At 37.9% G+C, this 15,079-nt stretch carries 8 protein-coding genes and 1 tRNA gene; 5 read left to right on the top strand and 4 right to left on the bottom strand.

Going from position 1 to position 15,079, the window contains the following annotated elements; translation table 11 throughout:
• Nucleotides 1-46: 46 nt before the first annotated feature.
• A complete protein-coding gene (cysS, locus tag ACFFGA_RS05285) occupies nt 47-1,528 on the bottom strand; it encodes a cysteine--tRNA ligase (RefSeq protein WP_386060740.1) in 1,482 nt (493 codons plus the stop codon).
• Between the two features lie 55 nt (nt 1,529-1,583).
• Nucleotides 1,584-2,261, bottom strand: coding sequence for a GTP cyclohydrolase I FolE (gene folE, locus ACFFGA_RS05280; protein ID WP_386060737.1), 678 nt, complete (start codon nt 2,259-2,261; stop codon nt 1,584-1,586).
• A gap of 196 nt (nt 2,262-2,457) precedes the next feature.
• Here folE and ACFFGA_RS05275 point away from each other — a divergent pair, with 196 nt between their 5' ends.
• Both ACFFGA_RS05275 and ACFFGA_RS05270 read left to right on the top strand, forming a co-directional pair.
• On the top strand, nt 2,458-2,919 hold the full coding sequence (locus ACFFGA_RS05275; RefSeq protein ID WP_386060734.1) for a hypothetical protein: 462 nt from the start codon (nt 2,458-2,460) through the stop codon (nt 2,917-2,919).
• A gap of 11 nt (nt 2,920-2,930) precedes the next feature.
• Nucleotides 2,931-10,235 (top strand): FIDD domain-containing protein, encoded by a 7,305-nt coding sequence (locus ACFFGA_RS05270; RefSeq protein ID WP_386060731.1) that lies wholly within the window; start codon nt 2,931-2,933, stop codon nt 10,233-10,235.
• A gap of 71 nt (nt 10,236-10,306) precedes the next feature.
• On the opposite strand, the gene ACFFGA_RS05265 is transcribed toward ACFFGA_RS05270, so the two are convergent.
• Together ACFFGA_RS05265 and ACFFGA_RS05260 are read right to left on the bottom strand one after the other, a co-directional pair.
• Nucleotides 10,307-11,836 carry an OmpP1/FadL family transporter gene (locus tag ACFFGA_RS05265; RefSeq protein ID WP_386060728.1) on the bottom strand — a complete coding sequence of 510 codons (1,530 nt, stop codon included), beginning with the start codon at nt 11,834-11,836 and terminating at the stop codon, nt 10,307-10,309.
• 37 nt (nt 11,837-11,873) lie between these two features.
• On the bottom strand, nt 11,874-12,929 hold the full coding sequence (locus ACFFGA_RS05260) for a hypothetical protein (protein ID WP_386060725.1): 1,056 nt from the start codon (nt 12,927-12,929) through the stop codon (nt 11,874-11,876).
• A gap of 100 nt (nt 12,930-13,029) precedes the next feature.
• Between ACFFGA_RS05260 and proS the strand changes: the two genes are divergently transcribed.
• From proS to rpsT, 3 genes are all read left to right on the top strand, one after another.
• Nucleotides 13,030-14,508, top strand: a complete 1,479-nt coding sequence (gene proS, locus ACFFGA_RS05255; protein ID WP_386060722.1) for a proline--tRNA ligase — start codon at nt 13,030-13,032, stop codon at nt 14,506-14,508.
• Between the two features lie 109 nt (nt 14,509-14,617).
• A tRNA-Glu gene (locus ACFFGA_RS05250) sits at nt 14,618-14,689 on the top strand.
• Between the two features lie 24 nt (nt 14,690-14,713).
• The gene (rpsT, locus tag ACFFGA_RS05245; protein ID WP_386060719.1) at nt 14,714-14,965 is read left to right on the top strand and encodes a 30S ribosomal protein S20; all 252 of its coding nucleotides are present in this window, start codon (nt 14,714-14,716) and stop codon (nt 14,963-14,965) included.
• The last annotated feature ends 114 nt before the right edge of the window (nt 14,966-15,079 follow it).

The raw sequence follows: 15,079 nt of genomic DNA, 5'->3' as shown, positions 1-15,079 counted from the left end.
CGTGGTAAAGTCCTTTCCTCTGGAAAGGATTTAGTAGGATAGGCCTCTAATTAGTCGTAAAAGTAGTGCCTTCTCTACTATCATTTAGTTGAATACCAGCTTCAGCTAATTGATCTCTAATTTTATCGGATAAGGCAAAATCTTTATTTAATCTAGCTTCTTTTCTAAGATTGATTAAGATTTCAACAGCACTAGTCAACTTATCTCTTCCGGAATCTTCTTTTGATACGTTAACCAAACCTAAAATATCAAAAGTAAAAGCTTCAATAGTTTGCTTAAGTAATTCTAAATCATCTTTAGTAACAGTAGCGCTTCCGTCCTTAACTTGGTTGATAAATTTAGCGGCATCAAAAAGTGTAGCGATTAAAATAGGTGTATTAAAATCGTCATTCATAGCGTCATAGCATCTCTGTTTCCATTCAGAAACATTATATGTTGATGTTGAGCTAGATTTTAAGTTACCAATTAAACCAATAGCCTCCATTAATCTATTGAAGCCTTTTTCAGCCGCCAACAAACCATCATCAGTTAAATCTAAAACACTTTTATAAGACGCTTGCATCATAAAAAACCTAATGACCATAGGGTTATAACCTTTGGACATTTTATCATTTTTGCCAGATAATAATTCGGCTGGATTTATATAATTGCCGGTAGATTTACTCATACGAGCACCATTCATTTCCAACATATTGGTATGCATCCAATATTTTACAGGATCTTGTCCTTTGGCTGCTTGGTTTTGTGCTATCTCACATTCGTGATGCGGAAATTTTAAATCCATTCCGCCACCATGAATATCAAACTGTTCTCCAAGATATTTGGTACTCATTGCCGTACATTCTAAATGCCAACCTGGAAATCCATCACTCCAAGGTGAAGGCCATCTCATAATGTGCGACGGCTCTGCTTTTTTCCAAAGTGCAAAATCTTGAGGGTTTTTCTTATCACTTTGACCATCAAGAGCTCGTGTATTATGAATCAAGTCTTCAAGCTTCCGCTTACTTAATATTCCGTATTCGTTAGACTCATTATATTTATGGACATCAAAATAAACAGAACCATTAACCACATAAGCAAAGCCGTTGTTTATAATAGCTTCAATGAGTTCTATCTGTTCAATGATATGACCAGTTGCAGTCGGTTCTATACTAGGTGGTAAAAAATTAAACGTATTTAATACATTATGAAAATCTACAGTATAGCGCTGTACTATTTCCATTGGCTCAATGGCTTCTAATCTTGCTTTCTTTGTGATTTTATCTTCACCAACATCTCCATCATTCTCTAAATGGCCTGCATCAGTGATATTACGTACATAACGTACTTTATAGCCTAAATGCTTAAAGTATCTAAAAATCATGTCAAAAGACATAAACGTTCTCACATTGCCCAAATGTACATTACTATATACTGTAGGACCACAGACATACATACCAATATGACCTGCTGTAATAGGTTTAAAAACTTCCTTTTCGCCAGAAAGTGTATTATATATCTTTATTTGATTAGTATCGTATAATGGCATGATGAAAATTAAAAAAATATAGACAAAGCTAAATAACTAGTAATGATAAAGCAAACTAAAAATGAGTATCTAGTTTTATGTAATCTAAAAATTCGCGACGTGTCTCTTTCTCTTTAAATTTACCACCAAACTCAGAAGTTACAGTACTACTTTCAACGTCTCTTATACCACGAGAATTAACACATAAGTGTTTGGCATCTATAACGCAAGCTACATCTTCGGTGTTTAAAACATTTTGAAGCTCTTTTACTATCTGAATTGTTAGTCGTTCTTGTACTTGAGGACGCTTGGCAAAATAATCAACGATACGATTCATCTTGGATAAGCCTACTACAGTACCATTAGATATATAGGCCACATGAGCTTTACCAACAATTGGTAAGAGATGATGCTCACAGGTAGAGTAAACTGTAATGTTTTTCTCTACTAACATTTCGCCATACTTATATTTGTTTTCAAAAGTTGATGCACTAGGTTTTTTACTAGGGTCTAAACCTCCAAAAATCTCATTCACAAACATCTTAGCAACACGGTTAGGTGTACCTTTAAGGCTATCATCTGTAAGATCTAAACCTAAGGTCTCCATAATATGTCTTACATCATCTTTAATGATGTCAATTTTTTCGGTTTTTGATAACTTAAAAGCATCATCTCTTAAAGGAGTATCACTTGATGAACCGATATGGTCATCTCCTAAAGCATCAATATCGTTAAAATCACTATCGATTTTCATTCTAAAAAAATATTAATCAGATTCTAAAATTAAAGCGCAAAGATAAGCAATAAAAATAGCTTCGCTTAGGTAGGAGTTTTATAATTATACTTGTTATATAGGTAAAACCGTTAAAATGCCAATAACATTGTCGAATTAACAGCGGTTTTCCTAAAATTTTCTTAATTTTCGAAACTCTAAAAATTACGGTTAAGCCATGAAAAAATTACTAACTATTCTTGTTGTAATACTATTGCCTATGATTATGCTTGGGCAACAAACAAAACAAAAAAATCCTTTACCATTAGCAAAGTATGATGATAATGTAAAACTACCATTAACGGCTCAAGAACGAGCTCAAATAATTGAAGTTTATGGAGATTCTGCTGATAAGTATGTTTTTAATAACCCTCATATGCTAAAAAGTATTAAGCAACTGCTTCGAAACAGAGTTGTAATAAAACAAATAGCTAATGAAGATAGTAAGAAACCATGCCCAAAACTTTCGGAAATTACACTTTTCAATAGTTTTGTTACGGATTTAGAACGGGATAAAATTTTTAACCCAAAAACTTTTAATCCTCTAAAATATAATTTTGAATTTCATTCAAGGGCTGCTGCCATATATCAGGTAGATGGTACAAATTATTACATCATTATTAAGTCTCAATATCAATAAAATTTTACAGTATGAAGTATTTATTAACTATAGTTTCATTAGTATTTTCATCGATATTGTTAGCACAAGATGTAAATATGCAAACAGCAACCGTTAGCCAATGTGGAGGAGTCTTTTATGACTCTGGAGGAGAATTTGGTAATTACGGAAATGATGAAGATTTTATATTAACCATATGTCCTGAAAATGCAGGTCAGAAAATAAGATTGGATTTTACGTCATTTACAACGCAATTGAATTTAGACGTAATGTCAATTTTTAATGGAGACTCAGTAGCTGCGCCACCTTTTGGTAATTTTTCAGGTCCAACAGGTCCTGGTATAGTTGAAGCTACACCAGATAATGCCTCTGGCTGTATTACAATTCAATTTGTTTCTAATGATAGTGGACCTGGCAATGGTTGGGCTGCAACAATCTCTTGTTTAACACCATGTCAAACAATTAATTCTCAATTAGATTCATCATCACCTGCACCAAACGGTGATGGTTATATTAGAGTTTGTCCTAATGAAGATGTTACCTTAACTGGTAGTGGTGTCTTTTCTGTTGATGGAACAGGCGCAACTTATGAGTGGGATTTAGGTGATGGTAATACCGCTACAGGACAAACAGCAACATTTTCTTATGCAACACCTGGAGTTTACATAGTAAATTTGAATATTAGAGATGCAAACACTTCTCAAGACCCTGAAGGGTGTACTAATAATAATTTAATCAATCAAGTAATTCAAGTTGCAACAGAGCCGGACTTTACAGGTACAGCCGCAGCAGATCCTACAATTTGTTTTGGAGATAGTACTACTATTGAAGGTGTTGTAAATGCAGTAGAATTTATTAACGATTGTACTCCACCTGTAAGTGGAATAACTTTTTTGCCAGATGGTAACGGTGTAACTTACGAAACTTCAGTAACTGTAGACTGTTATGATTCTGCACAGACAATAACTGACGTTAATCAAATAGTAAGTATATGCTTAAATATGGAGCATTCATATTTAGGTGACTTAGATATTGAAATTATATCACCAAGTGGTCTAGTCGTTAGGATGCATGACCAAGGTGGTGGGTCTGCAAATTTAGGAATCCCATGGGCTACTAATCCTGTAGATGGAAATAGTGGTAATACAACACCTGGTACTGGATATGATTATTGTTTTGTGCCTAATGGAGGTTTCCCAACTTTAGTGGGAGGTATACAAACAGGAGGTACATTTCCTGATGGTAATGGTCCTGGTACCTATAACGATTCTTTTGTGCCTGCTGGTAGTTACAGTTCTGTAAACCCATTGGATGGTCTTATAGGGTCACCTTTAAATGGAGATTGGACGATACGTGTTGTAGACAATATTGGAGCGGATAATGGACATATATTTTCATGGAGTATAGAATTCGATCCAAATTTGCAACCACCTGAGTTGTCTTTTACACCAGTTATAACTTCTGAAGCTTGGGATCCTGATCCTACAATAACTAATACAGCTGGTAATGTCATTACTGTAACACCGCCAACACAAGGTCAATTTTGTTATACCTACCGTGTTACTGACGATTTTGGTTGTGAATATACCGAAGTGGTATGTATAGATGTTTTGCCGGAAATAGTTACAGAGGTACCTAATAATTTATTTATTTGTGATACAGGTATGCCACCTTATCTTTTCGATTTAGAAACAAATACTGCTGTTGTATTGGCTAGTTCAACCATTCCTGCTGATATGGTAGTCACCTATCATAATTCGCAGGCAGATGCTGATGCAGATACAGGGGAAATTACTGATTTAAATAACTACTCAGGCACAGATGGAGAAACTATATATATACGTGTAGAGTATTTAAATTCTGGTTGTTATGAGGTTTTACCGTTCACATTAAATGTAGCTGGTCAGCCAGATATTAATCCTGTGCCAGATTTAGTACTTTGTGATGACCCATCTAATGATGGCTTTGAAGAATTTGATTTAGATGTACAAAGATTAGGAATTTTAGGAGGTCAGGCTGATTCAGACTTTAACGTTACTTATCATTTAAACTTTGCTGATGCTGATGGTGATACAGGCGCTTTACCATTATTATATACTAATACAGTTAATCCGCAACCAATTTATGTAAGGGTTGAAAGTATTGGAGATTCTAATTGTTATAATGCAACGGCGACTCCTTTGTTTAATCTTGTAGTTGACCCTAGAGATGATGCCTCCTTTACAGTTACACCAACTTGTGATGGTGCTACAGTAACAATTAACGGTGCAGTAGGAGGAACATTTACATTTAATCCTATACCAACTGATACAGCTGTAATCAATCCTAATACAGGTGAAGTTACAGGAGGAACTTCAGGGGAAACATATGGAATAGAATATACTACAAATGGAGTATGTCCTGCAACAAGCCTTCAAACTTTTGAAGTAATTGTCGGTGATGATCCTGCATTTACAGTAACGCCTACATGTGATGGTGGCACAGCAACAATTACTGGTGATGTTGGTGGTACTTTTAGTTTTAATCCTGCTCCAACAGATACAGCGGTAATTGATCCTAATACTGGTACTGTAACAGATGCAACTCCAGGCAACAGTTATACTATAGAATATATGACGTCAGGAGCATGCCCTGCATCAAGCACGGAAGTTTTAACTGTATTAACTCTAGACGATCCAAGTTTTACTTTAACAGCAACCTGTGATGGTGCAACTGCTACTGTAACAGGTGATGTTGGTGGTACTTTTGCTTTTAACCCAATGCCAACTGATACTGCTATCATTGATGCTAATACAGGTACAATAACTAATGGTGTTTCTGGTTCAACATATACTGTTGAATACACTACTGCTGGCGATTGTCCACAGTCATCAACTCAAAGTGTTACTGTAATTACCTCTGATGACGCATCCTTTAATGTTACACCAACTTGTGATGGAGGTACCGTAACAATTACTGGTACAACTGGTGGAACTTTTAGTTTTGATGTTGCACCAACTGATACTGCTGTTATAAATCCAGCTACTGGAGATGTAACCAATGGTTCACCTGGAGCCTCATATTCTATTTCTTATACAACGGGAGGAACATGTCCAGATACTCAAATAGTAACTTTTAATGCCTTACCAATTGATGATGCAAGTTTTACTGTACAGCCTACATGTGATGGAGGTACTGTAACAATTACTGGTGATGTTGGCGGAACTTTTAGTTTTGATATTGCACCAACAGATACAGCTGTTATAAATCCAGCTACTGGAGATGTAACTAATGGTACACCTGGTGAAACTTATTCAATAGAATATGTTACTTCTGGGACTTGTCCAAATAGTAGTATTGTTCAGTTTACGGCCAATCCGTTACCTGCTTTAGTAGTTCCAACACCATTAGAAGTCTGCGACGACGGCACACCAGACGGTTTAACGGAGATTGACTTGAGCATAAAGAACATAGAGATCACGGGCAACAATCCGGGATATACTGTGAATTATTATTTAACCCAGGCAGATGCCGACAACGCTGCCAACCCTTTGACAATCCCATACACCAATATCAGCAACCCTCAGATCATCTTTGTACGTGTCGAGGACAACACAACGGGCTGTTACGATACAACAACCCTAGAGTTGGGAGTAGAGCAAGCACCAGTAGCCAATACACCAGAGCCGTTACGCTACTGTGACCCAGACAATGATGGGTTTGGGATGTTCACCCTTACCGATGCCGAGAATGATATCACCATAGGAGCAGCAGGGCTCACAGTGACCTACCACGAGACGATGGCCAATGCCGATAACAATGTAGACGCGATAGACACAACAGTAGATTACAACAATATCGTAATCAACACACAGACATTATACGCAAGAGTAGAGAGCGAGACCATAGCCACGGACTGTGCCACTATAGTAGAACTGGTACTGATCGTAGAGCCAAGCCCACAGATAGTAGAACCAAACCCATTGCACGCCTGCGACGATGCCTCAGCGGACGGTTATGCCATGTTCGACCTTACCACCAAGGCACCAGAAGTTTTGAACGGACTAGACCCAATGCAGTACACGGTAAGCTATTACGAGACCGAAGCCGATGCCAATGCACCAATGAACCCTATCGCCAATCCCAATGCCTATACCAATACGCAAGAGGACGGCCAGTTCATCTGGATACGCGTGGAGGACAGCAATACGGTAGAAGGCTGTTATAAAGTAACGAGTTTAGAACTTATCGTCAACCCATTACCAGTACTATTACAACCATCACCATTAGAGCTTTGTGATGTGGACAATCCAGGAGACGAGCAAGAGCCGTTCACTTTGGAAGATGCCAATGCAGAAATACTAAACGGGCAGACAGGCATTACCCTAACGTATTACGAGACACAGCTAGATGCCGATAATGGGACGAGCCCAATAGCAAGCCCATATATTAATACGAGCAATGCACAAACGATCTATATACGCGGAGAGAACGATAACACGGGCTGTTACAGTACGGTAACGCTGACCTTGAGGGTCAACCCGTTACCATCACCAGAACAAGACCCAGAACCAATAGAAGTCTGTGATGACGACAACGACGGTTTTGCAGAGTTTGACCTTACGATCCGTACAGTGGCCATTACCAATGGTGAATCCGATGTAGTGATCAGTTACCACGAGACCCAGGAAGATGCAGAAATGGGAGATAACCCATTATCAAGCCCTTACACCAACATCGTGGCCAATAGCCAGATGATCTATGTGAGATCGGAGAGCACGTTAACAGGTTGTTATAGATTGACCTTAAATACATTAGAACTCGTCGTGGTAGCATCGCCAGAAGTACCAACGAGTTTAGACCCACTGATTATCTGTGATGCCGATGCCGATGGCATTGCCCAGTTCGACCTTACAGAGCGCGACGCCGATATCCTTGGTGTCCAAAATCCAGCCGATGTGACGTTGACCTATCATGTAAACGCAGCAGACGCACAATCAGGGAATAACCCAATAATCAATGTAGGGAACTACACCAATACGGGCAACCCACAGACGATCTATGTACGCTTGTACAACCCAACATCGGACTGTTACGATACAGGCGAATTTGAGCTTCAGGTAGAGCTGCCACCAACAGCGGTACAGCCAACACCATTAGAGCTATGTGATGATTTAGGGGAATCGCCAGGGAACGAGATGACCGAGTTCGACCTTACGGTAAAAGATCAAGAGATCACAGGAGGTAATGCCAGCTGGTCCGTAGCCTATTACGAAACAAATGCCGATGCACAAGCACAGACAGGTGCCATACCAGACCCGACAGCATATACCAATACCTCTGTAGGAGGCTTACCAGCCAACCCACAGACCCTATATGTTGTGGTAACGGATACCGATACAGGCTGTGTGGACTACACGACCTTGACCATTAGAGTATTACCAAACCCAACACCAACACCAAGTGATCAGTTACCGGATTTAGAGCTATGTGATGAGATCAATACAGGAGATGGTTTTGAAATCTTCGATTTAACAGAAAACGAAGTGCTATTGCTCAATGGTGAGAACGGAGTTACGGCAACCTACCATGAGACACCAGAAGATTCAGACTCAGGGATGAACGCAATCGTAGACCCAACTCAATATACCAACATAGAGACACCAGAGCAGACGATCTATGTAAGGGTGACCAACGATGTAACAGGCTGTTACACCTTGGTAGACTTTACCATACGTGTCAATCCATTGCCAGAAGTCGTGGCGGTAACGGACTTTATCCAGTGCGAACTCAATACCGATGGATTTGACAGTTTTGACCTAACGACTAAAGACGAGGAAGTCTTGAACGGACAGGACCCAACCCAGTTCATAGTGACCTATCATGAAGACCTTGCAGACGCAGAGTCAGGGATGAACGCCTTGGTAAGTCCGTACATCAACACAACGAACCCACAGCAGATATTCGTAACGATCACCAATAACGTCACGGGCTGTTCCATCAGCACACAAAGCTTCAATATCCAAGTGGACGAAGCCGCAGAGGCCAATCCGGACATGGACCCTATCCTTTACGAAGAATGTGATGACCATATGGAAACGGACGGAGACCCGAGCAACGACAGTGTACAGTTTGATTTATCAACACAAGATGCCCAAGTACTCGACGGCCAGAATCCAACGGACTATATCGTAAGCTACTATGCAACGGAAGAAGATGCCAACTTAAATGTCAATCCACTACCAAATTTATATGAGAATGTCGTCAACCCACAAGTCATCTATGCAAGAGTGGACAATAACACCTTAACGGTAATCCCGATTTCTTTAGACTTAGCAGAATTGACAGCAGGATTGGATTTGGATGCCAATGGTACCATAGATACCTATGACACCGATGCAGACGGTATCTTTGACCTTATCGATGTTGATGGAGATGGTTTATCGGATGGAATAGATGCCAACGCAGACGGTACGTTTGAGTATGTAGACATCGATGGTGACGGTAATGGAGACCCAGTGGACTTGAACAACGACGGTACGTTTGATAACCAAGCGGACAGTTCCATCTGTTTTGCAGTGGCAGAATTGACCCTTCAGGTGAACCCATTGCCAAACTTTGATTTAGATGACAATTATATACTGTGCGTCAATACCAATGGAACAGAAATACTGGATCCATTGGTACTGGATACTGAACTATCAGAGGCGGACTATACCTTTGAGTGGTCATTGGATGGCAACGTACTTGCAGGAGGGACAGGGTCAAGTTTAAGCCCATTACAAGGAGGAACCTATAGTGTTATAGTAACCGATATCAGTACATCAACAGTGACGCAGTGTGTTAATATGGACAACACTGTAGTGACAGAAAGTGAGCCACCGACATTGGTAGCTGATGTGGTCACACAAGCTTTTGCAAATAATCACGTTATAGAAGCAGTGGCAAGTGGACCAGGAGTGTATGAGTACAGTCTGGATGGAGGTCCATGGCAAGATGAAGGTATATTTTATAATGTATCTACAGGAGATCACGAAGTTACAGCAAGAGACAAGAACGGTTGTGGTTGGGTAAGTGTACCAGTATTTGTAATAGATTACCCACTGTACTTTACACCAAATGGAGATGGCAACCATGACACATGGAACATAAAGGGCATTGGAAGCAGTGCAAAAATTTATATATTTGACCGCTATGGGAAACTGTTGAAGCAATTGAGCCCGACAGGCCCAGGATGGGACGGAACATTCAATGGGAACAGGATGCCGAGCAATGGCTACTGGTTTACCGTAGAGTACGACGAACCACTAACGGGAAAGCGAAAAGAGTTTAAAGCCCATTTTACCTTGAAACGATAAGGAAATGGTATTGTATAAAAGAAAAAACCTGAACATGTGTTCAGGTTTTTTCTTTTTATAGTTGTTTTGTGTTAAATTCTAAATCCTAGTGTTATTATAACATCAGTAAATTTTGTCTGTACTTGAGCAGAGTCAGTTAAACCAACATTATACAACTGATGGTTTGTTTCTCTTTCAGCTTGACTAAAAGCTACATCTAAATTAAAATCTCCAAAAGTATAACCTAATCCTAATGAGTAACCAGTTAAATCTCCAAGGCGCATATCATCTTTATATGGGCTTTCTTCAAAACGATAACCACCTCTAAAACTGAATTGTTTATGACGGTATTCACCACCAAATTTGTAGGAGGCAGCAGAAGTTAAAGCATTACTTATGTCATTATTTAGATCAGAAAAGGATGGGTCTGATGTAGGTTTGAATTTTGCATTACTATAATCTTTAACAGAATAATCAAAACTTAATAAACCTTGTTTTCCAAAAACATAAGCAAGACTTCCTGTAATTTTTCCAGGTGTTTTTAGTTTATACTCAGGATAAATATTAATTATATCACTTATATATCTTATATCCTGATCAGCAATATTGGAGTTAATCCCCTGAACCAATTCCTCGCTCACCCTATACCATGTAGGTGAGTTATATGAAACGCCAGCTCTAAGCTCTGGTGTTAATTTTACAATTGTACCAAGCTGAAATGAAAAACCACTTCCTGTTGTAGATAATAAATTTTCAAATCTTAAACTGTTAACAACAGATCCAGCATTAGAGTTAGTTTCGTTTAGGCTTGTAAATTTTTCATAATTTATAAAATGTGTATTCAAGTTTAAGCCAAAAAAGAATTTGTCGTCATAATCTGTAGCAAAATTGAAGGCGAGTTTACCATTATATCCTGTTTCAGAATACAGATAATTTTGATTAAAATTTCCAGGACTTATATTAGAAACATAATTAGTTTCATTATTGTTAGTATTGTCATCAAGGTTCTCTGGATCAATTATTCCAGACCAATAGCCTAAAAATGCTTGTTGAATTGAATAACCATCATCAGGTATTGTGCCTATATCTGAATAAGCTTCTTCAATGAATTCACCAGGTTGAAGTTTTAGTATTCCAAAAGGTATTTCTATAGTATTAGTAAAAGCAAGAAAATAGCTATCTATCGAAGTTGTATTTGTACCGCTAGCTCTCCATTCATTATTAAGGTTTGCGGTATTGTCATAAGCGGCACCTAATGTGAATTTTTTCCAAGGTGAATTTGGATTTGAATTTGTAAATACAAAGGTAGCTCCAAGTTGATTCAAATCTAGATTTGAATCAGAGTCTGAGTTTGAACCATTAAAATAGTTAACATCATTATTTTTATTAAACACACCAATGGAAACTGAAGCATGGCTATTATTAAATATTGCGGAACCTGCTGGGTTAATACTAACACCAGACATATCTCCTCCAAGGGCTCCAAAAGCACCACTCATAGCTCTAAAGCGTGCGGTACCTTGTATTTCGTCTATTGAATACCTAATTGCGTCAGTTACATCTTGTGCTAAAATATAGGACGTACTCAACATGCCTATGCAAAACATAAGTAATTTTTTCATAAGTAAATTTTAAAAATTTTCGAATTTAAATTAATGTCTAACCTCTACCACGTCTACTGCTACTAGTCGATCTTGAGCTACTAGACGATCTTGAGCTGCTCGATGATGATCTTACACTTCCAGAAGACCTAGATGAAGAACTTCTTGATGATCTAATAGAACCTGATGATCCTGAACTTCTACTAGATCTTACTGAGCCAGATGATGAGGATCTCGTGCTTCTAGCAGGTCTAGTAACTCTTGTGCTAGAACGTGTTGGTGCTGAGATGTTTCTAGATGTTCTAGTGGATCTTGTATTTCCAATACTTCTAGTTGAAGTATTAGGTGTTGCCCTAGTACTTCTTGTACTTCTATTTGTTGCTGCATTTGATAATCTACGGGTTGAATAATCTCCTCTTGATATAGCAGAATTGCTTCGTGCACTACGACCAAAATTGTTATTATATAGCATAGAACCTCGTCTTCTACTGTTACTATACGCTAATCTATGGTTTGAGTAACCGTAGTAACCATTCCATGCCCAATTGTTATATCCAGGAGGACACCATGCATTCCAGCCCCAGTTATTCCATCCATAGCCAAAGCCAGCGTTCCATCCCCAGCCATAATTCCAACCCCAACGGTTCCATCCCCATGGTCTTCCCCAACCATAATAACTGTAGCCAAAACCTCCGTTCCATAACCAAGGGTCATTCCATAACCATGGATCATAGAAGCTGTTGTCTATAACATTTATTGTTACGGTGCTGTTTTGTCCCCAACCACCATAAATAGGTCTTTGCTCTAGAGTGTCTTGAGCTGTTTCTGTATAATTACCTTCATAAGAATCTATATCAGTAAAAATTTCGCTTTCTTCTGTAGCAGCATCAAGTTGTGCTGAGTTTTCGGCAAAATAATTTTTATAATAACTAGAACCATTTGTAGATGTAGTAGTTACTGGTTGTTCAACATCAGGCTCATTTTCATCAGAAGCATAAATACCATCGTTGTCGTATCCTGCATATTGAAAGGAACCACATGATGTTAACACAGCCATTAAGCCGATTGCAACAAAAAATGGCAATTTTTGTTTTGTAATAGTTTTAAATTGCATATCTCATTTATTTTATTGTTGAACATAGCAAAAATAGTTAGTTTTGCTGAACTATTTTTTTATTTAACATAAGCACAATATTTGTGCCAAAACACTGAAAATGAGTAAAAATCTTACGAGTAGAGCTGAAGATTATTCAAAATGGTACAATGAATTGGTTGTAAAGGCTGATTTAGCTGAGAATTCAGCGGTTAGAGGTTGTATGGTAATTAAGCCTTATGGTTATGCAATTTGGGAAAAGATGCAAGCCGAATTGGATAGAATGTTTAAGGAAACAGGACATGTAAATGCTTATTTTCCGCTTTTTGTACCAAAAAGTTTGTTTGAAGCTGAAGAAAAAAACGCTGAAGGCTTTGCTAAAGAGTGCGCAGTTGTTACACATTATAGATTGCAAAATGATCCTGATAATGAGGGAAAACTTAGAGTTGATCCTGAAGCTAAACTGGAAGAGGAGTTAGTAGTAAGGCCAACTAGTGAAGCCATAATATGGAATACTTATAAAGGTTGGATTCAAAGTTATAGAGATTTACCAATATTAATTAATCAATGGGCTAATGTGGTGCGTTGGGAAATGCGTACACGTCTATTTCTAAGGACTGCAGAGTTTCTATGGCAAGAAGGGCATACGGCACATGCTACAAAAGCAGAAGCATTGCAAGAAGCAGAATTAATGAATAATGTCTATGCTGATTTTGCTGAAAACTTTATGGCAATACCAGTTATTAAAGGATTAAAAACAGAAAGTGAACGTTTTGCAGGTGCAGAAGAAACCTATTGTATTGAAGCATTAATGCAAGATGGTAAAGCTTTACAAGCAGGTACTTCCCATTTTTTAGGTCAAAATTTTGCAAAAGCATTTGATGTAAAGTTTACTAATAACGAAGGTAAACTAGACTATGTTTGGGCAACATCTTGGGGAGTTTCTACGCGTTTAATGGGTGCTTTAATAATGACGCATAGTGATGATAAGGGGTTGGTTTTACCTCCTAACTTAGCTCCATATCAGGTTGTTATTGTTCCTATATATAAGAATGAGGAGCAATTTAATGCCATACAACAAGTGGCAAACGAAATCATTGGTGACTTAAAGGAAAGAAACATTAGTGTTAAGTTTGATAAAAGAGATACACTACGTCCAGGTGCGAAATTTGCACAACATGAGCTACAAGGTGTACCGTTGAGAATAGCTATTGGACCTAAGGATCTTGAAAATAATACCGTTGAAGTAGCAAGAAGAGATACTTTTACAAAAGAAACTGTAATTCTAGATCGAATTAGTGTAGTTGTTGAAGATCTTTTAGAAGAAATCCAAGAAAGCTTGTTTACTAAGGCTCTAAACTTTAGAGATTCTCATATCACAGAGGTCGATAATTTTGAAGATTTTAAAAAGGTATTAGAAACCAAAACCGGTTTTGTATCTGCGCATTGGGACGGTACAAAAGAAACGGAGCAAAAGATAAAAGAATTGACTAAGGCTACTATAAGATGTATTCCTGTGGATAATAAAATGGAAAGTGGTATTTGCGTTTATAGTGGTGAACAATCAACACAACGTGTACTTTTTGCAAAAGCATATTAAAATTTTTTAAAAAAAAATATGTTAGTAGTTGCAACATTTAAAAATAGTTGTATTTTTGCATCCGCAATGGAAACATTGTAGGTTCATTTAATTAGTAAAATAACCAAATGGCCCGTTCGTCTATCGGCTAGGACGCCAGGTTTTCATCCTGGTAAGAGGGGTTCGATTCCCCTACGGGCTACAATTTTTAATAAGAAAAAATAAAATGGCAAATCATAAGTCAGCTTTAAAAAGAATTAGAAGTAACGAAAAAAGACGTGTACTTAACAGGTATCAGCATAAGACAACTCGTAATGCTATAAAGAAATTACGTGAGCTTACTGATGCTAAAGAAGCACAAAAGATGTTACCTTCTGTTATTAGTATGGTAGATAAATTAGCTAAGAAGAATGTTATTCATGCTAATAAAGCTGCTAACTTAAAATCACAGTTAACTAAACACGTTGCTGCAATCTAATAATTGTAGTACCCACTAAGATATAAAAGTCTTTCCGAAAGGAAAGACTTTTTTTGTTAGTTGAGATAAGAGATAAGCATAAAAAAAACCTTGAACTCAAAAAGTTCAAGGTTT

The organism is Winogradskyella pulchriflava (assembly GCF_042434315.1).
Lineage (GTDB): Bacteria > Bacteroidota > Bacteroidia > Flavobacteriales > Flavobacteriaceae > Winogradskyella > Winogradskyella pulchriflava.
Note: the sequence above shows the minus strand (reverse complement) of the source record. Positions and strands in the feature narration are given on the sequence as shown.

Bases quoted from the DNA above. Each gene is read 5' to 3' on its own strand.
- ACFFGA_RS05275 (WP_386060734.1), top strand. From the start codon at position 2,458: ATGAAAAAATTACTAACTATTCTTGTTGTAATACTATTGCCTATGATT.
- ACFFGA_RS05270 (WP_386060731.1), top strand. From the start codon at position 2,931: ATGAAGTATTTATTAACTATAGTTTCATTAGTATTTTCATCGATATTG.
- proS (WP_386060722.1), top strand. From the start codon at position 13,030: ATGAGTAAAAATCTTACGAGTAGAGCTGAAGATTATTCAAAATGGTAC.
- rpsT (WP_386060719.1), top strand. From the start codon at position 14,714: ATGGCAAATCATAAGTCAGCTTTAAAAAGAATTAGAAGTAACGAAAAA.
- cysS (WP_386060740.1), bottom strand. From the start codon at position 1,528: ATGCCATTATACGATACTAATCAAATAAAGATATATAATACACTTTCT.
- folE (WP_386060737.1), bottom strand. From the start codon at position 2,261: ATGAAAATCGATAGTGATTTTAACGATATTGATGCTTTAGGAGATGAC.
- ACFFGA_RS05260 (WP_386060725.1), bottom strand. From the start codon at position 12,929: ATGCAATTTAAAACTATTACAAAACAAAAATTGCCATTTTTTGTTGCA.
- ACFFGA_RS05265 (WP_386060728.1), bottom strand. From the start codon at position 11,836: ATGAAAAAATTACTTATGTTTTGCATAGGCATGTTGAGTACGTCCTAT.